Annotated in this window: 25 protein-coding genes; 17 read left to right on the top strand and 8 right to left on the bottom strand. The window is 72.9% G+C overall.

Translation table 11 applies throughout. The features are described 5' to 3' along the window. Positions 1-18 precede the first annotated feature (18 nt). A complete protein-coding gene (locus ACZ51I_RS07025) occupies positions 19-2,241 on the bottom strand; it encodes an alpha-N-acetylglucosaminidase (RefSeq protein WP_468872102.1) in 2,223 nt (740 codons plus the stop codon). A 270-nt stretch (positions 2,242-2,511) separates the two neighbouring features. On the opposite strand from ACZ51I_RS07025, the gene ACZ51I_RS07020 reads away from it, so the two are divergent. After that, entirely contained in the window at positions 2,512-3,882 is a 1,371-nt protein-coding gene (locus ACZ51I_RS07020) for a cryptochrome/photolyase family protein (protein ID WP_468872100.1), read from the top strand. 214 nt (positions 3,883-4,096) lie between these two features. After that, positions 4,097-4,744, top strand: coding sequence for an alpha/beta fold hydrolase (locus ACZ51I_RS07015; RefSeq protein ID WP_468872099.1), 648 nt, complete (start codon positions 4,097-4,099; stop codon positions 4,742-4,744). Between the two features lie 135 nt (positions 4,745-4,879). Here ACZ51I_RS07015 and ACZ51I_RS07010 read toward each other — a convergent pair whose 3' ends face one another. After that, positions 4,880-6,571 (bottom strand): FAD-dependent oxidoreductase, encoded by a 1,692-nt coding sequence (locus ACZ51I_RS07010; protein ID WP_468872097.1) that lies wholly within the window; start codon positions 6,569-6,571, stop codon positions 4,880-4,882. Positions 6,572-6,802: 231 nt separating this feature from the next. On the opposite strand from ACZ51I_RS07010, the gene ACZ51I_RS07005 reads away from it, so the two are divergent. The 7 genes from ACZ51I_RS07005 (at position 6,803) to ACZ51I_RS06975 (ending at position 12,139) form a co-directional block, all read left to right on the top strand. After that, positions 6,803-7,924 (top strand): SchA/CurD-like domain-containing protein, encoded by a 1,122-nt coding sequence (locus tag ACZ51I_RS07005; RefSeq protein ID WP_468872096.1) that lies wholly within the window; start codon positions 6,803-6,805, stop codon positions 7,922-7,924. A gap of 140 nt (positions 7,925-8,064) precedes the next feature. Further along, a complete protein-coding gene (locus ACZ51I_RS07000) occupies positions 8,065-8,490 on the top strand; it encodes a cupin domain-containing protein (protein WP_468872094.1) in 426 nt (141 codons plus the stop codon). Continuing rightward, complete coding sequence (locus ACZ51I_RS06995; protein WP_468872092.1) at positions 8,487-9,755, top strand: beta-ketoacyl-[acyl-carrier-protein] synthase family protein; 1,269 nt, start codon at positions 8,487-8,489, stop codon at positions 9,753-9,755. The genes ACZ51I_RS07000 and ACZ51I_RS06995 overlap by 4 nt, the downstream gene beginning before the upstream one ends. Then, positions 9,752-11,005 carry a ketosynthase chain-length factor gene (locus ACZ51I_RS06990; RefSeq protein WP_468872090.1) on the top strand — a complete coding sequence of 418 codons (1,254 nt, stop codon included), beginning with the start codon at positions 9,752-9,754 and terminating at the stop codon, positions 11,003-11,005. The genes ACZ51I_RS06995 and ACZ51I_RS06990 overlap by 4 nt, the downstream gene beginning before the upstream one ends. A gap of 25 nt (positions 11,006-11,030) precedes the next feature. Beyond that, a complete protein-coding gene (locus tag ACZ51I_RS06985) occupies positions 11,031-11,288 on the top strand; it encodes an acyl carrier protein (RefSeq protein WP_468872089.1) in 258 nt (85 codons plus the stop codon). Between the two features lies 1 nt (position 11,289). Then, positions 11,290-11,769, top strand: coding sequence for an SRPBCC family protein (locus tag ACZ51I_RS06980; protein WP_468872087.1), 480 nt, complete (start codon positions 11,290-11,292; stop codon positions 11,767-11,769). Positions 11,770-11,806: 37 nt separating this feature from the next. Further along, positions 11,807-12,139 carry a TcmI family type II polyketide cyclase gene (locus tag ACZ51I_RS06975; protein WP_468872086.1) on the top strand — a complete coding sequence of 111 codons (333 nt, stop codon included), beginning with the start codon at positions 11,807-11,809 and terminating at the stop codon, positions 12,137-12,139. 82 nt (positions 12,140-12,221) lie between these two features. Here the strand turns inward: ACZ51I_RS06975 and ACZ51I_RS06970 are convergent, their stop codons facing one another. Further along, positions 12,222-13,250, bottom strand: coding sequence for a methyltransferase (locus ACZ51I_RS06970; protein WP_468872084.1), 1,029 nt, complete (start codon positions 13,248-13,250; stop codon positions 12,222-12,224). Between the two features lie 50 nt (positions 13,251-13,300). Beyond that, positions 13,301-14,365, bottom strand: coding sequence for a right-handed parallel beta-helix repeat-containing protein (locus ACZ51I_RS06965; protein ID WP_468872082.1), 1,065 nt, complete (start codon positions 14,363-14,365; stop codon positions 13,301-13,303). A 321-nt stretch (positions 14,366-14,686) separates the two neighbouring features. Between ACZ51I_RS06965 and ACZ51I_RS06960 the strand changes: the two genes are divergently transcribed. The 6 genes from ACZ51I_RS06960 to ACZ51I_RS06935 all read left to right on the top strand — a co-directional run bounded on the left by ACZ51I_RS06960 (position 14,687) and on the right by ACZ51I_RS06935 (position 20,011). Continuing rightward, positions 14,687-15,292 carry a sortase gene (locus tag ACZ51I_RS06960; RefSeq protein WP_468872081.1) on the top strand — a complete coding sequence of 202 codons (606 nt, stop codon included), beginning with the start codon at positions 14,687-14,689 and terminating at the stop codon, positions 15,290-15,292. Between the two features lie 411 nt (positions 15,293-15,703). Further along, a complete protein-coding gene (locus tag ACZ51I_RS06955; RefSeq protein ID WP_468872080.1) occupies positions 15,704-17,200 on the top strand; it encodes an ATP-binding protein in 1,497 nt (498 codons plus the stop codon). A 1-nt stretch (position 17,201) separates the two neighbouring features. Then, positions 17,202-17,609 (top strand): roadblock/LC7 domain-containing protein, encoded by a 408-nt coding sequence (locus ACZ51I_RS06950; protein WP_468872079.1) that lies wholly within the window; start codon positions 17,202-17,204, stop codon positions 17,607-17,609. Beyond that, on the top strand, positions 17,606-17,962 hold the full coding sequence (locus tag ACZ51I_RS06945; protein ID WP_468872077.1) for a DUF742 domain-containing protein: 357 nt from the start codon (positions 17,606-17,608) through the stop codon (positions 17,960-17,962). Before ACZ51I_RS06950 ends, ACZ51I_RS06945 begins: the two co-directional genes overlap by 4 nt. Beyond that, on the top strand, positions 17,943-18,566 hold the full coding sequence (locus ACZ51I_RS06940; protein WP_468872076.1) for a GTP-binding protein: 624 nt from the start codon (positions 17,943-17,945) through the stop codon (positions 18,564-18,566). The genes ACZ51I_RS06945 and ACZ51I_RS06940 overlap by 20 nt, the downstream gene beginning before the upstream one ends. Continuing rightward, positions 18,563-20,011, top strand: a complete 1,449-nt coding sequence (locus ACZ51I_RS06935; protein ID WP_468872075.1) for a cytochrome P450 — start codon at positions 18,563-18,565, stop codon at positions 20,009-20,011. The genes ACZ51I_RS06940 and ACZ51I_RS06935 overlap by 4 nt, the downstream gene beginning before the upstream one ends. A 27-nt stretch (positions 20,012-20,038) precedes the next feature. Here ACZ51I_RS06935 and ACZ51I_RS06930 read toward each other — a convergent pair whose 3' ends face one another. After that, positions 20,039-21,070 carry a terpene synthase family protein gene (locus tag ACZ51I_RS06930; protein ID WP_468872074.1) on the bottom strand — a complete coding sequence of 344 codons (1,032 nt, stop codon included), beginning with the start codon at positions 21,068-21,070 and terminating at the stop codon, positions 20,039-20,041. 359 nt (positions 21,071-21,429) lie between these two features. On the opposite strand from ACZ51I_RS06930, the gene ACZ51I_RS06925 reads away from it, so the two are divergent. Next, positions 21,430-22,176 carry a DUF4232 domain-containing protein gene (locus ACZ51I_RS06925; RefSeq protein ID WP_468872073.1) on the top strand — a complete coding sequence of 249 codons (747 nt, stop codon included), beginning with the start codon at positions 21,430-21,432 and terminating at the stop codon, positions 22,174-22,176. Positions 22,177-22,253: 77 nt separating this feature from the next. Here the strand turns inward: ACZ51I_RS06925 and ACZ51I_RS06920 are convergent, their stop codons facing one another. Then, positions 22,254-23,051 (bottom strand): VOC family protein, encoded by a 798-nt coding sequence (locus tag ACZ51I_RS06920; RefSeq protein WP_468872072.1) that lies wholly within the window; start codon positions 23,049-23,051, stop codon positions 22,254-22,256. A gap of 321 nt (positions 23,052-23,372) precedes the next feature. Here ACZ51I_RS06920 and ACZ51I_RS06915 point away from each other — a divergent pair, with 321 nt between their 5' ends. Continuing rightward, positions 23,373-24,653: a serine hydrolase domain-containing protein gene (locus ACZ51I_RS06915; RefSeq protein ID WP_468872071.1), complete on the top strand. Its 1,281-nt coding sequence runs from the start codon at positions 23,373-23,375 to the stop codon at positions 24,651-24,653. Positions 24,654-24,806: 153 nt separating this feature from the next. On the opposite strand, the gene ACZ51I_RS06910 is transcribed toward ACZ51I_RS06915, so the two are convergent. Continuing rightward, a complete protein-coding gene (locus tag ACZ51I_RS06910; RefSeq protein WP_468872069.1) occupies positions 24,807-25,337 on the bottom strand; it encodes a DinB family protein in 531 nt (176 codons plus the stop codon). A 68-nt stretch (positions 25,338-25,405) separates the two neighbouring features. After that, positions 25,406-25,960 (bottom strand): helix-turn-helix domain-containing protein, encoded by a 555-nt coding sequence (locus ACZ51I_RS06905; RefSeq protein WP_468872068.1) that lies wholly within the window; start codon positions 25,958-25,960, stop codon positions 25,406-25,408. Between the last annotated feature and the right edge of the window lie 14 nt (positions 25,961-25,974).

Below are 25,974 nucleotides of genomic sequence, written 5' to 3'. Positions count from 1 at the left end.
CCGAAGCCTACGCCCCGGCTACGACAGCGCCAGAGCCGCTCCGACCTCGCCCGCCAGCGCGACCGGGTCGCCGACCGGTGCCGTCGGGTAGGTCTGGTGCCCGCGTGCCCAGGCGTCGTCCCGCGCGAACCAGTCGATGGCGACCGGCGCCGTGCCCCGTACGAGCGCGGTGTCGAGGCTCGCGAAGTACGCGGCCCAGCGCGGCGCGTACACGTCCTGGACGAGACCCGACCACTCACGGTTGGCGTAGTCGCGCAGGCCGCCGGACTCGCTCGGCCCCCGGTCGGCCCAGGTGGTGAGGATCGAGCGGGCGTCGTACTCGAGCCGGTCGCGCTCGGCCCCGTCCGCGCCCCAGGAGCGGGCGTCGGCGAGCCACGGACCGAGCAGCAGACGGCGGTCGGAGGCGACGAGTCGCCCGAGCAGCTCCTCGTCGGAGTTCCACTCGCGCACCAGCGCCCGGAAGCCCTCCAGATCCCGTGCCTCGTACGCGGCTCTGACGCGCGGCAGCAGGGCACGGCCGCGGTTCGTGAGCGCCTGCCGTGCCACGTCCACCACGTCGAAGCGGTACGCGTCCGTGCTGCGCAGCGCCGGAGCCACCTTGAGCAGCTCCGCCAGGGCGCGCTCCACCGTCACGGCCTCGTACCGCATGGCGGCCGGGCTCCAGCGCGCCGCCCTGGACGCCGTCAGGCTCGGGCGCGCGGTGAAGAGGCTGTCCTGCGGCTCGCTCCACGTCCCCGAGGCACCGCTGTACGGGCCGAGCCGCAGCTGCTCCCACGCGGCGGCCGCGTGCGGGTCGGCCCCGCCGTAGCGCCGGGCCGCGTAGGCCGCGAACCAGGCGCGCTGGTCCACCGGGCCAGGTTGCCAGGCGAGCTCGGTGAACAGGTCGAACGCGGCGGGGTTCCCGCCGGTCCCCTCCGGGAGGTAGGCGATGCCGCGCAGCGCGCTGTCGGACCTGGTCAGCCAGGCGTGGAAGCGGTCCGTCCACACACCGGTGTTGGCGCCCAGGGTGGTGTGGCCGCCGAAGTTGGCGATCGACCCGAACGCGTAGGGCGTACCGCCCCACTGCGTCTCGCGGTCGAGCCCCTCGTAGCGGTCGGAGAGGCCGTCGACGATCAGCACCCGGCTCCGGTCCACGCCGCTGAGAAGCGTCGCGGAAGGGTTCTTCTGCCAGCCGAGCATGACCCAGGTGGCGCCGGGATGCGCGGCGTCCAGCGCCCGTTGGACCGCCTCCGCCGCCCGCGCGACATCGACGGGACCGGGCGTGCCGCCCTCGTGCAGCAGGTCCATCTTGAACATGTCGCTGTCACCGAACCGGTTCCGCTGCAGCCGGTAGTAGACGGCGGCCAGTTCCTCGAAGACCGGTCCGGTCGGATCCAGCCAGTCGGGCCGCGCGAATCCGACCCACGAGCCCTGCGGGACGGTGACCGCACCGGGGTTCCGGGCGGCGAAACCCGGCGGCACCGTGCCGAAGAACCCCGGAAGGACAGGCGTCATCCCCAGCGAACGCAGGTGTCCCGCGATCCTGCTCCCCAGCGCCGCCCGGGCCTCGATCAGCCCCTCGGACACCGGCCCGCCGTAGCCCGACATGTTCTGCAGCAGCCACCAGGCCTGGTGCGCGGGGCCGGGGATCCAGGCGCGCAACTCCGCCGCGTCATAGCCGAAGCTCTGAAGTGCCCGGTAGTACGGATATTCGGCTCCCGTCGGCACGAAGACCTCGTTCACGCCGTGCAGCGCCATCAGATCGATGTCGCGCCGGTACGAGGCGAAGTCGCGGTAAGGGCCGGAATAGCCCTCGTCGGTGTCGTTCAGTGCGTACCGGTGGGGCACGGCCGCCGACCGGGTGATCGTGCCGGGCACCGCGGGGAGCGTGACCGGCAGGCGGCCGACGCTCTCGCCCGGCCAGCCGATGTCCACCCCCGCGACCCGCTCCAGATACCAGCCCACGCCGGTGAGCAGTGTGGCCGGGGAGGTGCCCCTCACCTGGATCGCGCCCGCCCTGCCGGAGACCGAGAAGTAGTCCCCGGAATCGGTTTCCCCGACCGGGATCAGCGTGAACTGCGCCGCCCGGGAGGGCAGCAGGCGCTCCAGGCTCGCCCGGGCGGGCCCCGGATCGAAGGCGGGCGCGGCGGCGGAGGCGGCGGCCCCCGGCGGGACCGGCACACCGGGCGCGGCGGCGGTCACGACGGCGAGCACCGTGACGACGAGGGTGTTGCGGCAACGACGGATCAGGCTGCTGCCCATCTGACTCCCTGCTCGAACAGGACGACGACACAGGGCCTGACTCTCGGACCATGCCGGGAGCGCGGGGCCCTGATCCGGCCTGGTCCGGAAGACAGGTCCTGGGGCGACCACTCTCCGACGCCCCGCGCCCCCGGCCACGCAAGCGGAGCCGGGAGAACCACGAGGCTCATCCTTGTGGGTGCGCGCGTTCGAGTCGAGGGTGCGAGCCGATCCGCGCTCCGTGTGGTGGGCTGCCCACACCCGAAGTGACCGATCCACGGGAGTGACGCCTTGACCGTCTCCGTCGTCCTCTTCACCTCCGACCTCCGCCTGCACGACCAGCCGGTCCTGCGCGCCGCTCTGGAGTCCGCGCACGAGACCGTGCCGCTGTTCGTCCGCGACCCCGCCGTGGACCGCGCGGGATTCGCGGCACCCAACCGGCTCGCCTTCCTCGCGGACTGCCTGACCGACCTCGACGCCGGGCTGCGCGAGCGCGGCGGCCGCCTCGTCGTCCACACCGGCGACACCGTGACCGAGGTGTGCGCCGTGGCACGGCGGACCGGGGCCGCCGAGGTGCACCTGGCCGCCGGTCACTCGGCGTTCGCCCGCGCCCGGGAGGACCGGCTGCGGCGCGCCCTGGAAGCCGACGGGCGCCACCTGCGCGTGCACGACGCGGTGACCACCGTCGTGCCGCCGGGCGACGTCACCCCACAGGGCTCCGACCACTTCGCCGTCTTCACCCCCTACTTCAGGCGCTGGTCCGCCCCGCCGCTCCGCACTCCCCTCGCGACCCCGCGCTCGGTACGGGTGCCCTCCGGGCTGCGCTCCGAGGCGCTGCCCGCCCGGGCCTCCGTGGCGAACGTCTCCGCCGGCCTCGCCACGGGCGGGGAGACCGAGGGACGACGGAGGCTCGCGACCTGGCTCTCCCGTCACGCCGACGCGTACGGGACGGGCCACGACGACCTCGCGGGTGACACGACCTCGCGCCTCTCCCCGTACCTCCACTTCGGTGCCGTCTCGGCGACCGAGGCCGTCCACCGGGCGCGGGCCCGCGGCGGCGCCGGCGCCGAGGCCTTCGTGCGGCAGCTGTGCTGGCGGGACTTCCACCAGCAGGTGCTCGCCGCGCGACCCGAGACCGCACACGAGGACTACCGGACCCGGAACGACCGCTGGCGGCGCGGCGCGGAGGCCGAGGCGGACCTGCGGGCCTGGCGGGACGGCCGGACCGGCTACCCCGTCGTGGACGCCGCCATGCGGCAACTCCTCCACGAGGGCTGGACGCACAACCGGGGCCGCCTCCTCGCCGCCTCCTTCCTGACCAAGACGCTCTACATCGACTGGCGGGAGGGCGCCCGGCACTTCCTCGACCTCCTCGTCGACGGTGACGTCGCCGAGAACCAGCTGAACTGGCAGTGGGTGGCCGGGACGGGCACCGACACCCGCCCCCACCGGGTCCTCAACCCCGTCCTCCAGGCCAAGCGGTACGACCCCGCCGGCGCCTACGTCCGCCGCTGGGTCCCGGAGCTCGCCGCGCTTCCCGGCGCGTCGATCCACGAACCCTGGCGGTTCAAGGGCCCGGACCGGGCCGCGTACGACTACCCCGAACCCCTCGTGGACCTGGCCGAGGGCCTCGCCCGCTTCCGGCTGGCCCGCGGCAGATAGGCGGCCCTGCGAGTCCGGGGCAGCGGGCGGCCGGGCGGCGCGAGGGCGACGGCGGTGTATCTGACACCCCGTACGCCTGGCAGACTGCGGGCCTCACTCTCGTCCCGCCCTCGCGACTCCAGGAGGCCCCCATGGCGCAGCGGCCCGGTCACGCCGCCCGCACGAGGTACCACCCCCGGCCGGCGCGCCGGTGCGCGAGCGGGAAGGCCGCGCGATGAGCCGGTGCCCCACCCGGCGGGCGGATCCGACCGCGCTCCTGGTCCGCAGTGCGCCCGCCGTGCCCACGGCCGCCGTGCTGCTGCTCCACGGCGGCCGCGCCGAGGGGCCCGAGCCGCCGCCCTCCCTCAACCTGCCGGCCCTGCGCATGCGCCCCTTCGCGGGCGCCGTGTCCCGGGCCGTCCGGGGCCGGGGCGTGCTGATCGCCGAGGTGCGCTACCGCCACCGCGGCTGGAACGGCGCGCGCGCCGACGCCGCCCGGGACGCCGAGGCCGCCCTCGGGCAGCTCCGGGAACAGGCCGGGCCCGTGCCCGTCGTGCTCATCGGCCACTCCATGGGAGGCCGGGCCGCCCTCCGCGCGGCGGGCGACCCCGCCGTGCGCGGCGTCGTCGCCCTCGCGCCCTGGTGCCCCGCCGAGGAGCCCGTGGACCACCTCGGCGGCCGCCGGCTCTACCTGCTCCACGACGAGACCGACCGGGTCACCTCGGCCCGGCAGTCCTGGGAGTTCGTCCGGCGGGCCCGGGCGGCGGGCGCCGACGCGGCGGGCATTCCCATGCCGACCGGCGGCCACGCCATGCTCCGGGGCGCCGACCTGTGGCACCGGCGCGCGGCCGAACTCACCGCGGCGCTGCTCGCGCACGGCTGAGTCCGGGGTCGCACGGACCCCCGGATCCCGACGCGCGACTTCCGACCCGACTCGATCAGTCCTGGCCGACGCGATCAGTCCCCGCCGGCGGGGGCGGTCCGCTCCCGAAGGCCGCGGATCGCCCCCCCGCCCGGCTCAGCGGGCGTGGCGGCCGCGCGGATCCGGCCGGGAGTCCAGGCCGAGAACGGCCGTGAGGGCGGCCCGCACGGCCGACTCCGGGTCCTCCGACGTCCCCTCGGACCGCCAGGCGACGAACCCGTCCGGGCGGACGAGGACCGCACCGTTCACGGTGACGCCATGGGCTTCCGCCCAGTCCCCGCCATCCACGGGCGAGAGCTCCGCGTCCGGCCCGTCGCCGATCCGGTACGACTCCAGGGGCACCCCGAGCCGCTCGGCGACGCGCGCCGCCGCCGTGTGCCAGCCGCCGATGGCCCCCGCCGAACTCAGCAGCACCGGAGTCCGCTCGTACAGGTCCAGGGTGGAGATCCGCTCACCCGCCCGGCTCAGCCACAGATGCGGCGCCCGGCTGCCGGGCTCGCCCGTCAGCCGCAGCGCGTCCGGGACGACCGGCACCGCCGGGTCCGCGCCCACGACCGCGCCACGCGGATAGCGGTAGCCCAGCGCGACGTTGAGGATCCCGCCCCGCTTCCCGCCCGGACCGCCCGCCCCCGGCTCGGGAGCGTACCCGGGGTGACTGTGCTCGACCGACCGCGACGAGGCACGGGCGCTCGTCGCCTCCGCGACCGGGCGGCGCTCCGCGTCGTAGGACGCGAGCAGGTCGGGACCGGCCCAGCCGCCCAGCACCGCCGAGAGCTTCCAGGCCAGGTTGTGCGCGTCCTGGATGCCGGTGTTGGAGCCGAAGGCCCCCGTCGGCGGCATCTCGTGCGCCGAGTCGCCGACCAGGAACACCCGCCCGTCCGCGTACCGCTCGGCGATCCGCTCGGCCGCGTGCCACGGCGCCCTGCCCGTGATCTCGACGTGCAGATCCGGCACTCCCACGGCCCGCCGGATGTGCTCCCTGCACCGCTCGTCCGTGAACTCCTCCAGCGTCTCGCCGAGTTCGGGGTGCCACGGGGCGTGGAACACCCACCGCTCGCCGTTGTCCACCGGGAGAAGAGCGCCGTCCCCCTCCGGGGACGTGAGGTAGCAGACGATGAAGCGCCGGTCGCCGACCACGGCCGCGAGCTCGCGCGACACGAACGTGATGCTCACGTTGTGGAACAGGTCCCCGGGGCCGGTCTGCCCGATGCCCAGCTGCTCGCGCACGGGGCTGCGCGGTCCGTCCGCCGCGACGAGGTAGTCCGCCAGCACGGTGGTGTGCTCACCGGTCTCCCGGCTCTTGATCCGCGCGGTCACCCCCTCGGCGTCCTGCTCGAACGACATCAGCTCGGTCGAGTACCGCAGATCGCCTCCCAGCGCCCGCGCGCTCTCCAGCAGCACCGGTTCGAGATCGTTCTGGCTGCACAGACACCATTCGGCGGGGCTGAACCGCGCCAGGCCGCCGCCGGGGTCGATCTCCCTGAACAGCCACTCGCCGGCATCGCCCACCAGGCTCGGCGCCTGCAGGATCCCGTTGTTCGACGACAGGACCTTCGCGGCCTCGTGGATGCGCTGCCGGACACCGGCGCCGCGGAACACCTCCATGGTCCGCACGTTGTTCCCGCGTCCCCGCGGGTGGATCGACGTGCCCGCATGGCGCTCCACGAGCATGTGCGGCACACCGAGCCGCCCCAGGAAGAGCGAGGTGGACAGGCCCACCAGGGAGCCGCCCACGATGAGGACGGGCGTGCGGTGTCCGAGCTCACCGGTCGCTTCGCTTCGGTTCATCGATGGCCTCCAGCGTCACCGGTGACGCGGGTCGGGGATGGGATGCAGATGCCTGCCCTCCCGAGCCCCGGACCGTGCGCGAGAGGCACCCGAATGACGCGCGGTTCACTCATCCGCCCCGTGGGGCTCGCGGGAAACGCGGGCCCGCGCCAACGTTCGGTACATGACGACCCCGGCCTACCGAGCCAGGCGGTCCCTCCCCGCTCTCGCAGACGAGAAGAGGTGCGCCGTATGACCAGCGCGGCACGCATTTCACAGTCGGTGTTCGACGGTTCCAGGCTGCGGGTGATCCTGCTGCTCGACCTGTACGACGGAGCCCAGCAGCAGTTCCTCGAAGCGTACGAGGTCATGCGCAAGCAGGTGGCCGGCGTCCCCGGCCACATCAGCGACCAGCTCTGCCAGTCCATCGAGAACCCCTCGCAGTGGCTCATCACCAGTGAGTGGGAGAGCGCCCCGCCCTTCCTCGCCTGGGTGAACAGCGAGGAGCACGTCGAGATGGTCAAGCCCATGCACAGCTGCGTCCGGGACACCCGGTCCATGCGCTACAGCATCCTCCGGGAGACCGGCGGCCAGCGGCCGCACACACCCGAGAAGGCCACGGCCGAGCAGGTGGCGGCCCGCGTCGGCGACGGCGTGACACGCCACGCGCTCACGTTCACCGTCAAGCCCGGCTCCGAGTCCAAGGTCGCGGAGCTCCTCGCCGGGTACGAGTCGCCCGAGGCCCAGGTCGACGAGAACACCCGGCTGCGCCGGACCTCGCTGTTCATGCACGGCAACCGTGTCGTGCGGGCCGTCGAGGTGGAGGGCGACCTCCTCTCCGCGCTGCGGCACGTCGCCCGCCAGCCCGGCGTCCGGGCCGTCGAGGAGGCCATCAACCCCTACCTGGAGCAGGACCGGGACCTCACCGACCCCGAGTCGGCCCGCGTCTTCTTCACCCGCGCGGCCCTCCCGGCCGTGCACCACGTGGTCTCGGCCCGCCCCGAGCCGGCCGTACTGCGGCGCCACGCCCTGTACTACCCGGCGGAGAAGGGCCGCGGCACGGACCTGGCGCGGCTCCTCGCCCAGCAGGACGCGGCGGCGGCCGACGACCCCGCCAGCCCCGTGTACGGCAGCACCGTCTTCCAGCGCGACGACGTCGTGGTGCGGCTCGTCGACGTCGAGGGCGAACTCGATCTGGACCCGGCCGCCGCTCTCGGCGTCAAGGGCGCCGGAAAGGCCCGGGAACTCGAGCGTCTCCTCGACGGCGCCGCGATCGGCGTCGAGGGATCGCTGGAGACCGAGCGCAACCTCAACCGGCTCCTGTCGCACGCCGACATGCTGCCCGTCACCGACCGCCGCTCGGCCGGCTCCTGAGAGGAGCGCCCCGGGCCACCGGCTCGACTCTCCGGAGCCGGCCCCGGGCCTCCGGCTCGACCGCTCCTCGGGAGCGGACCCCGGGCCTCCGGCCCCCGCACGTCCGTCACACGTCACCGCCACACCCGGAGGTATCAACCATGCTCCAGCAGCCACCGCGCATCGTGAACCTGAGCGACACGGAACCCAACCGCAGACGCGGAGGTGACCTGCGGGCCATGCTCACGCCCGCCACCGTGGGCTCCACCAGCGGGTTCATGGGGCTGGCCATCGTCCAGCCGGGTGACCGCATCGGCGAGCACTACCACCCGTACTCCGAGGAGTTCGTGTACGTCGTCCAGGGCCTGCTCGAAGTGGACCTGGACGGCGAGACGCACACCCTCGTGCCGGACCAGGGCCTGCTGATCCCGATCGACGTCCGCCACCGCTTCCGCAACGTCGGTGACGTGGAGGCCCGCATGGTCTTCCACCTGGGCCCCCTCGCTCCGCACCCCAGTCTCGGCCACGTCGACACCGAGGCCACCGGAGCCGATCGGGCGCTCGAGCGGGAGGGGGCCCTCGAGTGACCCGGCGCGTGGCCGTCACCGGCATCGGCGTGGTCGCCCCGGGCGGCGCCGGCACCGCGGCCTTCTGGGACCTCCTCGCCCAGGGACGTACGGCGACCCGTGGCATCACCCTGTTCGACCCCGCCGGCCTGCGCTCCCGCATCGCCGCCGAGTGCGACTTCGACCCGGACGCCCACGGCCTCTCCCCGGAACTGAGCCGGCACGCCGACCGGTACATCCAGTTCGCCGCCGTCGCGGCGGACGAAGCCGTACGCGACTCCGGGCTCGACTCCGCCACCGAGGACCCCTGGCGCGTCGGCGTCAGCCTCGGCAGCGCCGTCGGCGGCACCACCCGCCTGGAGCACGACTACGTCCTGGTGAGCGAGCGCGGACAGCGCTGGGACGTCGACCACCGCGCCGCCGACCCGAAGCTGCACCTGGCGTTCGCGCCCAGCACGCTCGCCTCCGTGGTCGCCGAGCAGTTCGGGGCCCGCGGCCCGGTGCAGACCGTCTCCACCGGCTGCACCTCCGGCCTCGACGCCGTCGGCTACGCCTTCCACACCATCGAGGAGGGCCGGGCGGACGTCGTCATAGCCGGTGCGTCGGACTCCCCGATCTCCCCGATCACCATGGCCTGCTTCGACGCGATCAAGGCCACGTCGCCCGACAACGACGACCCCGAGCACGCCTCCAAACCCTTCGACAACCGCCGCAACGGCTTCGTCATGGGAGAAGGCGCGGCGGTCCTCGTCCTGGAGGAGTACGAGCACGCCAGGGCCCGCGACGCGCACATCTACTGCGAGATCAGCGGCTACGCCACGTACGGCAACGCCTACCACATGACCGGCCTGACCGGGGAGGGAGTGGAGATGGCCCGGGCGATCGACACCGCGCTCGCCCAGGCCAGGCTCGATCCCACGTCGATCGACTACGTCAACGCGCACGGCTCGGGCACCCGCCAGAACGACCGGCACGAGACCGCCGCCGTCAAGCGGTCCCTGGGCGCCCACGCGTACGACACGCCCATGAGCTCCATCAAATCCATGGTGGGCCACTCGCTCGGCGCGATCGGCGCGATAGAGGTCGCCGCCTGCGTACTCGCCCTGAAGCACCAGGTGGTGCCCCCGACCGCCAACTACGAGATCCCCGACCCCGAGTGCGACCTGGACTACGTGCCGCGCACCGCCCGCCCCCGGAAGCTGAGGAACGTGCTCTCCGTCGGCAGCGGCTTCGGCGGCTTCCAGTCCGCCGTGCTCCTGACCGGGCCGGGCGGGAGGACACGATGAGCACACAGCGTCCACCACGGGCGGTCGTCACCGGCATCGGTGTGATCGCCCCCAACGGACTGCGCTCCGACGCGTACTGGAAGTCCGTCCGGGAAGGCCTCGGCGTCCTGGACCGGATCACCCGCGAGGGCTGCGAACACCTGCCCCTCAAGGTCGCGGGCCAGGTCGAGGGCTTCGACGCCTCGGCCCTCATCGACGAGCGCTTCCTCGTCCAGACCGACCGGTTCACCCACTACGCCATGGCCGCGGCGGCGCTCGCCCTCGACGAGGCCGGGCTCAGCGGCCACGAGGACGGACCCGAGGAGCCCTTCTCCATCGGCGTCGTCACCGCCGCCGGATCGGGCGGGGGCGAGTTCGGCCAGCGCGAGCTGCAGAAACTGTGGGGACAGGGCTCCAAGTTCGTCGGCCCGTACCAGTCCATCGCCTGGTTCTACGCCGCGAGCACCGGCCAGATCTCCATCCGGCACGGCTTCAAGGGCCCGTGCGGAGTGGTCGCCAGCGACGAGGCCGGCGGCCTGGACTCGATCGCCCACGCCGCCCGCGCCGTCCGGCGGGGGACCGGCGCGGTGGTCGTCGGAGCCGCGGAGGCGCCCCTCGCCCCGTACTCGATGGTGTGCCAGCTCGGTTACCGGGAGCTGAGCACCGTCGACGACCCGGACCGCGCCTACCGTCCCTTCACCGCGAAGGCCTCCGGCTTCGTCCCCGCCGAGGGCGGCGCCATGCTCGTCGTCGAGGACGAGACCCGCGCCCTCGACCGGGGCGCGACGGTACGGGCCACCGTCGCCGGCCACGGCGCCACCTTCACCGGCGCCTCCCGCTGGAAGGAGTCCCGGGAGGGACTCGCCCGCGCCATCCGGGTCGCCCTCGACGAGGCCGGCTGCGCCCCGGAGGAGATCGACGTCGTCTTCCCCGACGCCCTCGGCGTACCGGAGGCGGACCGCGCCGAAGCCCTGGCCATCGCCGACGCCCTGGGCTCGCACGCCACGCGCGTCCCGGTGACGGCACCCAAGACCGGCTATGGCCGGGCCTACTGCGGGGCACCCGTCCTCGACACCGCGGCCGCCGTGCTCGCCATGGAACACGGCCTGGTGCCCCCGACCCCCAACGTGTTCGACGTCGACTGCGACCTCGACGTCGTCATGTCCGCAGCCCGGCCCGCCGAGCTGCGCACGGCCCTCGTCCTCAGCAGGGGACTCATGGGATCCAACGCGGCGCTCGTCGTGCGCCGCGGTGGCGGACTCGCCCGCTAGGACCGGGCGAGGAAGGAGAAACGCAATGATCACCACGGAACTCACCTTCGGCGACCTGGCCGCGCTGATGAAGCAGTCGGCCGGCGTCACCGTCGACCCCGCACAGCTCGAAGGGGACCCCGAGACCCCCTTCAGCAGCCTCGGCGTCGACTCGCTCGGCCTGCTCGGCATCGTCGGTGAGCTGGAGAACCGCCACGGGGTGGCACTGCCCACCGACGCCGAGCGCTGCAAGACGCCGGCCGAGTTCGTCGCCCTCGTCAACCACACCCTCGCAGGAGTCTGACGTGTCCGGACACACCGACAACAGCATCACCATCGACGCCCCCTTCGACCTCGTCTGGGACATCACCAACGACATCGAGAACTGGCCGCGGCTCTTCAGTGAGTACGCCTCCGTCGAGATCCTCGAACGAGACGGCGACACGACCACCTTCCGCCTGACCATGCACCCCGACGAGAACGGGACGGTCTGGAGCTGGGTGTCGGAGCGCACCATGGACCGGGAGAACCGCAAGGTCCGGGCCCGCCGCGTCGAGACCGGGCCGTTCGCGCACATGAACATCGTCTGGGAGTACGAGGAGCTGCCCGGCGGCGTCCAGATGCGGTGGATCCAGGACTTCGCCATGAAGCCCGACGCCCCCGTGGACGACGCGTGGATGACGGACAACATCAACCGCAACTCCCGCACCCAGATGGCCCTCATCCGGGACCGGATCGTCCAGGCCGCGCGCCGGCGCCGGAGCGCGCCGGTCACGCCCGCCTGACGGGCGCCCGGGAAGGTCCACCCCAGGAAGGAAACCGATGCACCACGCACTGATCGTCGCCCGGATGGCGCCCGGCTCGGCGCCCGCGATCGCGGACGTGTTCGCCGACTCCGACCGCGGTGAGCTGCCGCACCTGGTCGGGGTCGCCCGGCGCAGTCTCTTCCAGTTCGGCGACGTCTACCTGCACCTCATCGAGTCCGAGCAGGACCCGGCGCCCAACGTCGCCAGGCTGGCCGGCCACCCCGAGTTCCGCGACGTCAGCGAGCGCCTGTCGGCGTACGTCAGCGCGTACGACCCGACGACCTGGCGCAGCCCCAAGGACGCCATGGCGCACTGCTTCTACCGCTGGGAGCGGGACGCCGGCTCCTGAGCCGGGAATCCGGTGAAACCGAGGCCGCCCGCCCCGCGCAAGACGCGGAGCGGGCGGCCTCGGTTCGCCGGGGTTCTGCCGGTCAGCCGGGCACGGTGCACTCGAAGGCGTGGAGGTACGCGTTGACCGGACGGATCTCGCCGATGACCAGCCCGGCGGCCGTGATCCGGTCCACCATGCTCTGCCGGGTGTGCTTCGCACCGCCGACGTTGAGCAGCAGCAGCAGGTCCATGGCCGTCGTGAACCGCATCGACGGGGTGTCGTCCACGAGGTTCTCGATGACGACGACGCGGGCGCCGGGCTTCGCGGCCTTCCGGACGTTCGCCAGGCACCTGCGGGTGCTGTCGTCGTCCCACTCGAGGATGTTCTTGATGATGTAGACGTCGGCGCGGACCGGGATGGACTCCCGGCAGTCACCGGGCTCGATCCGGACCCGGGAGGCCAGCGAGCCGCCCTCCCGCAGCCGCGGATCGGCGTTGCCGACCACCGCCGGCAGGTCGAGCAGGGTGCCGTGGAGCGCGGGGTGCTTCTCGAGGAGGCTCGCCAGGACGTGGCCCTGCCCGCCGCCGATGTCCGCGACCGAGGACGCCCCGCGCAGGTCGAGCAGTTCGGCGACGTCCTCGGCCGACTGCCTGCTCGACGTCGTCATGGCCCGGTTGAACACGTACGCGGACTCGGGTGCCTCCTCGTTGAGGTACGAGAAGAACTCCCGTTCGTAGACGTCCTCGAAGACGTTGCGGCCGGAGCGCACGGCCTCGTCGAGCTTGGGCCACACGTCCCAGGTCCAGGGCTCGGTGCACCACAGCGCGATGTAGCGCAGGCTGTGCGGGTCGTCCTCGCGCAGCAGCCGGGACATCTCCGTGTGGGCGAAGGTGCCGTCGGGCCGCTCGGTGAAGACGCCCTGGCAGGACAGGGCGCGCAACAGCCGCCGCAGGGTGCGCGGTTCGGTCTTCACCGCGGCCGCGAGGTCCTCCGCGGTCATGGGGGTGTCTCCCAGCGCGTCGGCCACGCCCAGGCGGGCGGCCGCGCGCACGGCGGCGGCGCATGCCGCGCCGAAGACGAGTTCTCTCAGCCGCATGGGCGGCGGGGGAGCGGAATCGACGGTCGTCATCTGTTCGCCTTGTCTCTGCTGTCGTGCCGTACGGGTGGGGGAGGGGAGGGTCAGCACATGCCCGCGGGCTCGGAGACGCCGCAGGTGTTGCCGCGGAAGGTGTTGGTCCTGCCGGTGTCCCGGTCGGCCAGGTCGGCGGTGCCGTTGCGCAGTGCCACGTTGTCGCGGACCTCGATCCGCTCGTTGGGGACGCCGACGAAGCTCTTGAACAGCACGATGCCGCCCGAGAGCGGCGAGCCGCCCACGTTGTCCTCGACCCTGTTGTGGGCGACGACCGTGTCCTCGGCGCCGGTGAGCACGATGCCCGAGCCCTGCAGGGCGGGCAGGCGCGGGGTCTTCGGGCACAGCTTGTTGTTGTCGTGGATGTGGTTCCGGCGCACGCTGATCGCCCCGGCGCGCGGCGTGGACTCGTCGCCCACCACGAACACGGCGGCGCAGTTGCCCGTCGCCTCGTTGTGGTCGACGGTCAGGTTCCGCAGACGGCGGACCGTGATGCCGATGCGGTTGCCGGACACGTGGTTGCCGCTGACGACCGTGCCGTGGGTGTCGGTGGCCCCTCCCTCCTCGGTGGTGGTGTTGGCCAGGAACAGCCCGGCGTCCCCGTTGCCCCGGGCGACGTTGTGACGCAGCACGCCGCGTACGGAGCGCTCCTGGGCGATGCCCCAGGTGCCGTTGGACTCGGCGGTGACCCGCTGGACCTCCAGGCGGTCGGTCCACTTGGCCCACAGGCCGTTCTTGGCGAAGCCCCTGAGGGTCAGCGAGCGCACGCGCACGTCCTCGACGGGACGGTCCTTGGTGCCGGTGACGCAGACGCCGTTGCCCGCACGGGCGCAGGGGTCGGCGCCGGGGGTCTCCGGCGGCACGATGACGGTGAGGGAGGCGCTCGAACCGCGGAGGGTCAGGCGCGAGGTGGTGATGCGGACGCTCTCCCGGTACGTGCCGGGGGCGAGGAGGACCGTGTCGCCGGGGCGCGCGGCGTCCACGGCCTTCTGGATGGATTCGCCCGGTTTCACCCGGTGCACCGTCCGGCTGACGGCCGACGGGGCGGTGGCGCCGAGCCCCGAGGCCGTGAGGGCCGCGGTGCACGCGAGGAGGGCGATCTGTCGTTTCGTCATATCGCGAAGCTATGAGCGCCCGTACCGGCCCGCCACCGCTGATCCCCCGGGCGGGCAGGGGCCGACCGGGGGCCGTGCGGGACGGCCGTACGGGCCCTGCTCCGTTCGCGTGCGGGGTGAGATCACCCGTGAGGCGGTATCACCACGGCGGTGACCTGCTGTGATGGGCGCGGGCCGAGGTGGTCGTGGTCCGGCCGGCGGGCGGCCGAACGCGCTCCTCGCGTTGCGGGGGCCACGCGCCGGCCTTTGCCTCGTGCATGGAGCACAGCACAGGTGCCGCGCGAAGGAGCCGGCCGGGAAGCTCCACCGAAGGAGAGAAGCATGCGTCGCGCACGTACCGGTCTGCAGCTCGCCCTGATCGTCGGCGCCGTCGTCCTGTCCGCCGCCCCGACGGCTCTCGCCGCCGCCGGGGAACCCGATGTCCGGGTCACCCCGCAGAACGCGGCTCCCGGCACCACCGTCACCGTCAGCACCACCGCGTGCGGCAAGGAGACCTACGGCAAGGGGGAGTCGGACGCGGGCGGCAAGTTCCACCTCCTGCCGGGCACCCGCAAGGGCGTCCTCGTCGGTGAGTTCGTGGTGCCGGACGGCGCCTCGTCCGGCACCGACACGGTCGTCCTGAAGTGCCCGCCCCGGATCAAGCAGACCGTCACCTATCGCATCTCGGGCCGACCCCACGGTGGAGTGGAGGCCGGATTCGGCTGGGCCGCCGGCGCCGCGGGGCGGCCCGGGACCGCGGCGGGCGCCGCCAGGACCGCCGCCGAGCCCGATAGGGCCGCCCCGGGGTCCGTCAAGGCGGCCGCCGACCCCACGACGGAATCGCTGGGCACCCCGCTCGCGGTCGGCGGTGTCCTGCTCGCCGGTGCCGTGGCGGGCGGGGCGGCCCACCTGCGCCGGCGTACGAGAGGAGCCCGTACCCCTGCCTGATCACCCATCTCTGATCAGCCGCGTACGACCGGGACGCCCCGCGCGCCCCGGTCGTACGCGCTTTCGCGGTCGCTGACGCAACGAAGCCAGAACGTGATCGGTTTATTTCATATTCGCTGCGGCAGTTGGTCGTTTTTATAGGCACGGAATGACCGGTGGAGGCTGTCCTTCCAGCAAGGTCACATGGCGAACCCGAACTGACTATGCTCCCCGATGTGTTGCGGCGCGCTCACAGCGAGTCATGAACGCTGGGGGCGCGCGGGCGGACCGCGGCTGCACAGGGAAGCGACCTTCGGCGCGCTCTCGAAAGCGACCCGTCGGCGCATCGCATCACCTCAGTCCGTTCGTTTCAGACGGTTTAGGGACCCCCTGATGGTTCGTGCAGGTTCAATTTCCAGATCCCGGCCCACCGTGGCCGCCCGGGTATGGCTCCTCCCTTCAGGGGCCCTGGCCGTCGCCTCCGCAATAGCGCTGCTCTTCTCCACCGCGCAGATACGGACACCGGTCGCCTGGTGCGGAATCGCCGCGGTCCTTCTGACGGCCGTCACCTCGGCCACGGCCGCGCGCCGAACTCGCGCGGTGGAGGCGGAACGGCACACGCGGGCGAGGGCCGAGGCGGCGGAGCAGCACGCCCAGCGCGAGGCCGCGCTGCTCAGGCGCCTGGCCGATCAGCACGCCGGCGTCGTCTGGCTCGCCGAGGAACTCCTCCCCGCCGCCATCGCCCGTATGCACAGGGGAGACTCCTCCTCCGAGGTCCTCAGGGCCGCCACCTTCGGCCCGCACCTGGACCCCGAGTACACCGAGGCGCTCAGAAAGGCACTGCGCGGCTGCCTGGAGGCCGTGGAGGCCGTCGAGCACAGCCGGGACGCCACCCAGCGGGCCCTCGTGGCGATCGCGCGCCGCGTCCAGGCGATCGTGCACCAGCTCGCCAAGGACCTCCACGCCATGCAGATCCTGCACGGCAACGACCTCGTGGTCTCGCGCGGCCTGCGGAACGTCGACCACCGCAACGCCCTGATCGGCCGTCTCGCGGCCAACGTCGCGGTCCTCGGCGACGCCCGGCCCGGGCGCCAGTGGCAGAAGACCATCTCGCTCTACGACATCCTGCGCGGGGCCATGTCCCGCATCGTGGACTTCCCCCGGGTGAAACTGACGTCGATCGCGCAGGTGGGGGTGGTCGGCCCCGGCGCCGAGCCGCTCATGCACCTCTTCGCCGAGCTCCTCGACAACTCCACGACGTACTCGCCGCCCCAGGCCCCCGTGGAGGTGACCGCGAGGGAGGTGCCCTCCGGGGTCGCGGTCGAGATCGAAGACCGCGGGGTAGGACTCACCGAAGAGGTCCGCCAGCGCGTCGAGCGTGTCATGGCGCAGTCGCAGAACGGGGTCGACCTCTCCAGCCTGGGCGAGCTCACCCAGCTCGGCCTCCCGGTCGTCAGTCGGCTGGCACGCCAGCACGGCTGCGAGATCGACCTGCGCACCTCCGCCTACGGAGGCGTACGGGCCGTGGTGCTGGTGCCCCGGAATCTGATCACCACCATGCCGCCGTCCACCGTGCGGATCCCGGACCACCTTCGCAGGCGTACGGGCGGCCCCGTCCTGCCCCGCCCCGCGCAGGCGCTCGACGCCCCCGCGGGCTCCGGTGAGGTCGCGAAGACCGCCAACGGGCTCCCGCAACGACGACGGGAGTCGCCCGTGCTCCCGCAGCGTCGACGCGAGTCGCCCGTCCCGACCCCGGTCGTCCAGACCGGGCCCGCGCCCGCCGACCCGGCGGACTCCCGGGGCGCCTCCCGCAAGTCCCCGGAGCCGGGACTGATGTGGGAGGCCTTCAACGGCCTCAACAGCGATCACGGGCGAGCCGTCGCCGAACCTTCCCCTTCTTCCAGCGATCCGTCAGATGAGGACGAGTAACATGCAGCCACTGCCGAACATGGACTGGATGCTCACGGACCTCGTGGGTGAAGTCCCGTACGTGCGACACGTGGTCGTCCTGTCGTCGGACGGCCTGTGCATCGGGCAGGCGAACACCGCCCCCGACACCGCCGACGCGATCGCCGCCGCCTGCTCCGGCATCCAGAGCCTGGCGCGGGCCATCGCGCAGATGTTCCCCGAGGGGGACGGATCGACGCGGTTGGTCGGGATCGAGGCCGACGGCGGCTACTTCTCCCTGATGGCGGCCGGCCCCGGCTCCTATCTCGCGGTCCTCGCCGACCCGGAAGTGGACGCCGGACTCCTCGGCCACCGCATGCGGGCACTGGTCGGCCGGATCGGCCACCACATGGCCAGCCCTCCTCGTGAGGACGTCGGGCAGGCGATGTGACATCGGAGAACCAGGCCCCCTGGAACGAAGGCCCGCACGTCCCGCTCTACGTCATCACCGGAGGCCCCGACTCCTCGGCCAAAGGCTTCAATCTCGTCACCCTCATCGCGACGAGGGCCGAGCCCGACCCCGCCATGCAGCCCGAGCAGGCGGCCGTCCTCACCCTCTGCGCGTACCCGCTGTCGGTGGCCGAACTCTCGGCGCACCTCAGCCTTCCGTTCAGCGTCGTCACCACGCTGCTCGCCCAACTCGTCGAAGAGGAACAGGTCGAGGCCATCGCACCCGTGCCGGTGGCGGCCTATCCCGAACGCGGCCTTCTGGAGGCGGTGATCCATGGACTACGCAAACTCTGACGTCATCGCCGCCGGCCGACATGACACCGACCTGCTGCTGCCCCACGGTGCAAGGGGAGTCAAGGTCGTGATCGTCGGCGGCTTCGGCGTCGGCAAGACGACCATGGTCGGGGCGGTGAGCGAGATCCCGCCCCTGACCACCGAGGAGACCATGACGCAGGCGGGCGTCGGGATCGACCACAATCCCGGCGCCCGGGGGAAGAAGACCACGACCGTCGCGATGGACTTCGGACGGATCAGCATCAACCACGAGCTGATCCTGTATCTGTTCGGGACGCCCGGACAGGAACGCTTCTGGTTCCTGTGGAACGGCATCTTCGAGGGAGCGCTCGGCGCCGTCGTCCTCGTCGACACCCGCAGGATCGAGGTCTCCTTCGAGGTCATCACCCGTCTCGAGGACCGCCGCGTCCCGTTCGTCGTGGCCGTCAACGCCTTCCCCGAGGCCCCGCAGTATCCCGTAGCAGACCTGCGCACCGCTCTGGCCCTCAGCGAATCCGTGCCCCTCGTCACCTGTGACGCAAGGGACCGGGCGTCCTGCCGCGACGCCCTGCTCTCGCTGATGGACTACCTGTGCACCCTCGCCGCCGCCCAGGAGACCGCATGACCGTCCCACCCACCGAACACGCCACCGCACAGCCCGGGCCGATCCCGCCCCCGGGCTGTCCGGCCCACATCGGGAATGGCCCCGGCGGAGCCACCCGGCTCTACGGCCCCGCGGCGGAGACGGACCCGATGGGTCTGTACGAGGAGCTGCGTGCCGCCCACGGTCCCGTGGCGCCCGTCCTGCTCGACGGCGACGTACGGGCCTGGCTCGTCCTGGGGTACATGGAGAACCGCGACGTGGCCAGCCGTCCGACCCAGTTCTCCCGCGACCCCCGCGTCTGGCACGGCTGGCGGAGCGGGGAGATCGACCCCGCCACCTCCCCCCTCGTCCCGATGATCGGCTGGCGCCCGGACTGCGTCTGTGCGGACGGCGAGGAGCACCAGCGACTGCGCGGCGCGGTCACGGCCGCCCTCGGCCAGTTCGACCACCGGGGCGTCCGGCGTGTCATCACGCGCTTCGCCCACCAGGTGATCGACACGTTCTGCGAGAACGGCGAGGCGGAGCTGGTGGAGCAGTTCGCCGAACACCTGCCCATGCTCACCCTCACCCATCTGCTCGGGATGTCGGACGAGTCCGCCCCCGCGCTCGTGCGCGCCGCCCGTGACCTCTTCAAGGCCACCGAGACCTCGCTCGCCAGCAACGCCTTCGTGCTCGAGTGCCTCGAACAGCTCGTCGTCCAGAAGCGCGCCAGCCCGGGGCACGACATCGCCTCCGCGCTGATGGCCCACCCCGCGGGCCTCACGGACGAGGAGGTCCAGCACCACCTGCGGCTCATCCTGCTCGCCGGCTACGAGACGACCGCGAACCTCATGTCCAACGTCCTCCGGATGGTCGTCACCGACCCCCGGTTCCGCGGTTCCCTGGCAGGCGGCCAGATGACCCTGCCGGAGGCGGTGGAGCAGGTCCTCTGGGACGAGCCGCCGCTCATGGTGTGCCCGGGCCGCTGGGCGAACGGGGACACCACCCTCGGGGGCCAGCAGATCAAGGCGGGGGACATGCTCCTCCTCGGTCTGGCCGCGGGCAACGTCGACAAGACGATCCGGCCGGACGCCTCGACCACCGTGCACCACAACCGCGCGCACCTGTCCTTCAGCGCCGGAACGCACGAGTGCCCGGGCCAGGACATCGGCCGCATCATCGCCGACGGGGGCATCGACATGCTGCTCACCCGGCTTCCCGACGTCGCCCTGGCCGTCCCCGAGGAGAGCCTCAGCTGGCGCTCCTCCACCTGGGCCCGGCATCTCACCGCCCTGCCCGTGACGTTCGCCGCGCGTCCGCCCCTGGGCGAGCAGGTCCCGGACCCGCTCCCGGCCCCGCCGCCGCAGAGCGACGGGAGGGCCGTGCCTGCGCCGCCGGTGACCGAGCCGGGGACGGCACCCCGACCCGAACCCGGGCCCCGAGCCTCCTGGCTGACGCGCCTGAAGCGGTTCCTGCGCGGGGGATAGACCCGCACCGGGACGACCCCGCTGCGCTCACTCCGGTGACGAGACGTCCGGCGAGGCGTAGCGGGGTGCTCCGGTGTACCAGGCGTGGAGGCCGGAAAGGAATCCGCACGCTCCCCGGAGCCAGGTCTCCAGATCGGCCCGCTCCTCGCGGTCGAGCCCGGACAGCCGGACGAGCGGCGGCAGTTCGCTCCGTCTCAGATGCTCGAAGTCCCGCAGACGGGCGTTCACCAGATGCAGCGCGGCGGGCACGGCGTCGTGGAGGGTGATGCCCAGGGACGTTCCGACGACCAGAACCAGATTGTTGACGTCATTCTCCTCGTGCACCTCCCTCTCGTAGGACGCGATGTCGTTCGCAAGACCCATGAAATCCATGAAGGCGTCGAGCAGGGCACGGACGGTCCGGGTGTGCCGTATCTGTTCGGGTATGCGCGCGCCGGTGGCCAGTTCGACGGAGTAGGGAGCCGTATAGGCGGCGAAGCTCTCCCGGCGGAACGGCGCGTAATCGATCAGGTGGGGAATGCGGCCGCTGAGGCTGTTGGCCAGTTCCTCGACTCCCGCGTCGATGTACCGCGCCAGGGCCCGGTTGAACTCCGCCCGCCAGTGCGCCAGTCTCGGCGGAAACAGCTGCTGCTGCAGATCGGCGATCCCCCGCTCCACGGCGTTCGTGGGCTCGGGTAGCCGGGCGCCGGGCTCGGGCCGCAGGAAGGCGTGCAGCCGGGTGGTGAAGGCCCGCGCCGCGGGAAGGTCGCCGGTCTGTTTGAAGGCGGAGGCGAAGTAGTCGTCCCAGGCCAGGGCCCAGACGTTGAACCGGTGGTTGAGCCGGAGGTCGGCGAGCGAGGCGTCGGGAAGCGTCCAGGCGGTCAGCTGGTCGACCGTCATGGCGTGGAACTTCGAGCGGCTCCAGATCGCGGGGCGGACCGACGGCCCCGAGCGGCCGTCCAGCATCCCCATGGCGCGCGCCCAGGACTCGCTCTCCTCGTGCAGGGCCGGCAGATGTGGGTTCACCCGCAGCGCGTAGGGCATCCACAGCAGGGGCGCTTCGACGGCACGCACTGTCATGGGGGCCGACCTCCTTCTGTCCTGGACCCGCACCGGTGCGCCGTGAGGCCGGACGCTGCCCGCCCTGCGGCCCCCCAAACCTGCCCGCCAGGGACGGCCGGAAACCGTACAACTCTGCACGATCGGCGATCAGTTCACTTTCACACTCGGAACGGAACGATCCGCCCGGCGCGCATCCTGTGAAGCCCCGTGAGCGTCACGGCGCCCGGGACCGGGCACGGCCCCGGAACCGCCACGTCCCTGTACCTCCTCGGTAACAGACACGGGCGACGAGCGTGTCGACGGGACTCCTGGAGCAGACTCCGCTCGCCGGCGACAATCGTCAGCGGCCGCGTACGGCCGACCACGGGGGAAACACCATGAACACGTCTGCCTGCCAGGACAGCCCGAGCCCGAGGGGCTGGAAGCCCTACGCCGTCGGGGCCGCGGTGGTCGCCGCGCTGCTCACGTCCACGGCATGCGAGTCGGGCGCGGACGGGCGCCAGGACGAGGGGAAGCCCACGGCCCGCCCCAGCGCGACGGCCTCGACCAAGCCGAGCGGTACGGTCTCGCCGAAGCCGAGCGAAACGTCCCCGGCCAAGCCGAGTGAGACGCCCCCGCCGGAGCCCGGCGGAACCACGGGCGGCAACGGAGGGAACGGTGGCAGCGGCGGCACCGCCGTCGCCGACTGCACCGCGGAGCAGCTCGCGGTCTCCGCCGTGACGGAGCCCCCGAACAGCGAGGACAGGAGGCACCTGCTCCTCGGCGTCCAGAACGTCGGCGACGCGAAGTGCCAGCTCTACCGCTACCCCCACGTGCGCCTCGGGGCCGACGCCCGGACCACGATCCCGGTGATCAAGGACAGCGACCCGGACCCGGGCCGGCCCGTCGTCATCGCCCCGGGCGAAGAGGCGTACGCCGCTCTGCTCGTGAGCGGTGGTGCCCGGGACGAGTACGAGGCGAAGAGCATCACCCTCACCCTGCAGGGCCGTGAGCCCGGCAGCCGCGCGGGCGGTCCGGTCGACGTGCCCATGCCCGTCGCCACGCTGTACGCGGACGACGGTCAGCTCGTCACGTACTGGACGACCGCCTCGGGCTCCGCCCTGGACTTCATCATGTCGAAGTGACGCGGCCCGAGGTCCCGGCTCCCGGCCCCCTCGCGGTCGCGCCGCTCAGGTGGTGAAGGAGCCGGCCCGGTCCGGCTTCAGCCGGCGGACGGGGTGAGGAGCACGAAGTCGGCGTTCGACGGGTCGAGGCAGACGGCCAGTCGGCCCACCCCCTCCACGTCCTGCGGCCCCATCTGCACCCCGCCGCCGATCGCGGTGAGCTTGGCGACCGCTGCGTCGCAGTCGTCGACGGCGAAGACGGGGTGCCAGTACGGGCGTCCGTTCGTGAGGGTGAGTTCCGCCTCGGACAACTGCATGAGGCCGCCGTGCATGCGCTCCTCGGGAAGTCCCGCGGGGGTGATGAGGCTGTACGTGCCCGCGTCGCCCGGCATCTCCATGTCGCCGAACCGCCACCCGAGGACGTCGCCGTAGAACTCCTTGGCGGCCGCCACGTCGGTCGTGAACAGCTCGGTCCACGCCAGCGAGCCGGGCTCGTCCGCCAGCTCGACGCCCTGGAGGGTGCCCGGCTGCCAGACGGCGAACTGTCCCCCCAGCGAGTCGCTGTACTGAGCCATCCGGCCCTGCTCGTCGAAGCTCCTCGGAGCCACCCGAACCGTGCCGCCCGCGCGCTCCACCGCCTCGGTCGTGGCGTCCGCGTCGGTGACCGTGTAATAGATCATCCAGGCCGAGCGGGCACCCTCCTCGGTGAGTCTGCCGAGCCCGGCGACGACCTTTCCGTCCTTCCGGAACATCCCGCCCTCCGCGTCCTGCCCCTCGCCCATCGCCTCGTACTCCCAGCCGAGCACGGCCCCGTAGAAGGCCGCGGCGGCCGGCACGTCGGGGGCGCCGAGGTCGAGCCAGCAGGGGGAGCCCGGAACGAAGGCAGTGGTGAGCATGGCGATTCCCTTCCGCGGATCCGGTACGTCCTCAGCCTGGCACCGGACACCGTCCCTCGCCCGTCGGCCGGTCCTCGGAGTACGCCCACGGGGGCACGTCGGCCAGGGCGATGGCCGGGCGCACCCCCCGCCTCGGCCCGTCTCCGCCCACGCGCGTGTGGGCCGGATGGCGCAGGCGGCTCGCGGCGGGGGCCGGTCCGCGAGAGCGTGGCCGGATCCTGGGACAGGACGGCCCGGTGGCCGACGAGGGCCGGGCGGCCGCTCGTCCCGACCCGCCCGGACGTCCGCCGTTCCGGGTTCCACGCCCCGAGGAGGTAGCGCATGCCCCGACGTGTCCCCGCAGCGTACGGCGGGCGGAGTTCCACGAACTCCGCCCGTGGCCGTTCCCGACCTGGCCCGAGGCGCCGATTCCGCGCCGCGGCCGTCCTGGCCGCCGCCGTCCTGAGCGGTGCGGCGACGTTTCCCGTCGCGGCGGCCGCACCGGCTCCGCCGCGCCCGGAGCCGTACGACTCCGGTCACGGCGATCCGGCGCTCCAGCGGGCCCTCGCCGAGCTGGTGGGAGCGCCGGGCGGACCGCCCGGCGCGATCGCGCTCCTCACCAGGGACGGCGTACGGCAGGTCTACCGGGCCGGCACGGCCGAGGTGGGCACGTCCCGCCCGCCCCGGCCGAACGACCACATGCGCGTCGCCAGCGTGGCCAAGGCCTTCAGCGGCGCGGTCGCACTCAGCCTCGTGGACCGGGGCGCCCTGCACCTGGACGACACGATCGGGCGCCGCCTGCCCCGACTGCCCGCCGCATGGCACGCGGTGACCCTGCGTCAGCTGCTCCAGCACACCAGCGGACTCCCGGACTTCAGCAGGAGCCAGGAGTTCCAGGACATCGTCCGCGCCGACCCCCGCCACCACTTCGACTCGCGCCGCCTCCTCGACTTCGTGGCCGGTCTGCCCCTGAACTTCCCGCCGGGCAGCCGTTACGCCTACTCCAACTCGGACAACATCGCCGTCGCGCTGATGGCGGAGCAGGCCACCGGCCGCTCGTACGAGTCGCTCCTGCGGCAGCTCGTCTACCGTCCGCTCGACCTGACGGAGACCAGCCTCCCTCAGGGCTACCGTCTTCCCCGCCCCTTCCTGCACGGCTACTTCACCGCCCCCGGCGAGCAGCCCGAGGACGTGAGCGAGGCGGTCAGCGCCTCCGGCGCCTGGGCGTCGGGCGGCATCGTCTCCACCCCGGCCGACCTGAGCAGGTTCATCGGCGGCTATGCCGGACCGGAGCTGTTGACCCCCGCCACCCGCCGGGCCCAGCAGGACTTCCTCCCCGGCGGCGCGTCCGAACCGGCCGGACCCGGGGCCAACGCGGCCGGTCTGGGCATCTTCCGCTACACCACCCGCTGCGGCACGGTCCTCGGCCACACCGGAAACACCCCCGGCTACACGCAGTTCGCCGCGGCCACGCGGGACGGCCGCCGCACGGTGACGGTCTCCGTCACCAGCCAGGTCCCGCTGAACCCGGCCCTGCTGACCCGGCTGCGCGCGACCGAGGAGCAGTTCGTCTGCGCCCTCTTGAACGACCGGGGCCCGGGGCCCTTGGAGCACCGGCCGTAGGGCGACCCGAGGGACTCGCCACCGGCTCGCCGGCTCACGCCCGGTGGATCGCGTAGCCGACTACGCCACCACCAGGCCGTTGGACCACGAGCACCGGCGAGGCCCGGGGCCCGCGTGCCCCTCCGGTACGGCGCCCCGGAGCCGTACCGGAGGTCAGGCGTCTCCCGTCGCCCCGTCGGTCCGCTCCCGCAGGAAGTCGGCGTGGCCGTTGTGTCGGGCGTACTCCTGGATCATCACCATGTAGACCCAGCGCAGGCTGAGGGATACCCCGCGCGTGGACACGAAGGTCTCGTCGAGGTCGTGCCCGGCCACCGCCGCGTCGCACGCCTCGACCTCGGCCCGGTACAGACCGAAGTCCCTCTCCGCGTCGTCGGCGTGAACCCCGTCGAGTCCCTCGTCCCCGTCCGACGGACCGGTGAAGACGTCCCCGACGGTCTCGCCCGCGAAGCCGCGCCGGAACCACCACCGCTCCACCTCCGCCATGTGGCGGACCAGGCCGAGGAGGGTGAGGTTCGACGGTTCCACCGTCGCCCGCGCCAACTGGTCCCCGTCGAGCCCGGCGCACTTCGCCGGCAACGTCTCCCGGTGCCAGGTCAGCCAACCCTCCAGCATCCGGCGCTCGGTCACGGTGCCGAGGCGGCCCAGCTGCCCGGTGCGTTCGACCGGGGGTGCCGTCCATGTCATGGGCGTCACCCTGCCCCGCAGTACGCACCGGTGCAAGCAGGCCCCCGGGCGGTCTGCTGTGCCGGCCCTCAGGATCCCAGTACCTCCACGTGGTCGCCGATCGCGACGGCAAGCACCCGCGAGCCCGGCTCGGTGGTGCGCCAGCGGTGGCGGACGCCGCCGGAGAGGAGCAGGGTGTCCCCGCGGCCCAGCCGGTGGACGCGGCCGTCGGCCTCCACCTCCACCGAGCCGTCCGCCACGTACAGGAGCTCGTCGTTCCGGTGCCGGAACTCGCGGTCCGCCTCGTGCGCGCCCACGAACTCCAGCGCGTGCAGCTGATGACGGCCGCGGACCACCGGCCGGACGCGCGCCTCCCGGTCGAGGCCGCTGTCGTCGCCGGCGCGCACCACGTCGACCGTGCGGGTCTCGTCGGAGGCCGCGAGCAGCTGCACCGCCGTGGTCCCGAGCGCGTCCGCGATCCGCTGGAGCGACCGCATGCTGGGACGTGCCCGGTCGTTCTCGATCTGGCTGAGGAACGGGGAGGAGAGCCCACTGCTCCGTGCCACCTCGGCGAGCGTCAGGTCGAGCGCCCGTCGCCGGCGGCGCACGGCGGCGCCCACCCGCGGTGTGTTCGCGGCCTCCATGGTGGTCCCGTCCT

The organism is Streptomyces sp. NPDC034084, from assembly GCF_055575535.1.
The sequence above is the reverse complement of the archived record's forward strand: the minus strand, read 5'-3'. Positions and strand labels throughout refer to the sequence as shown.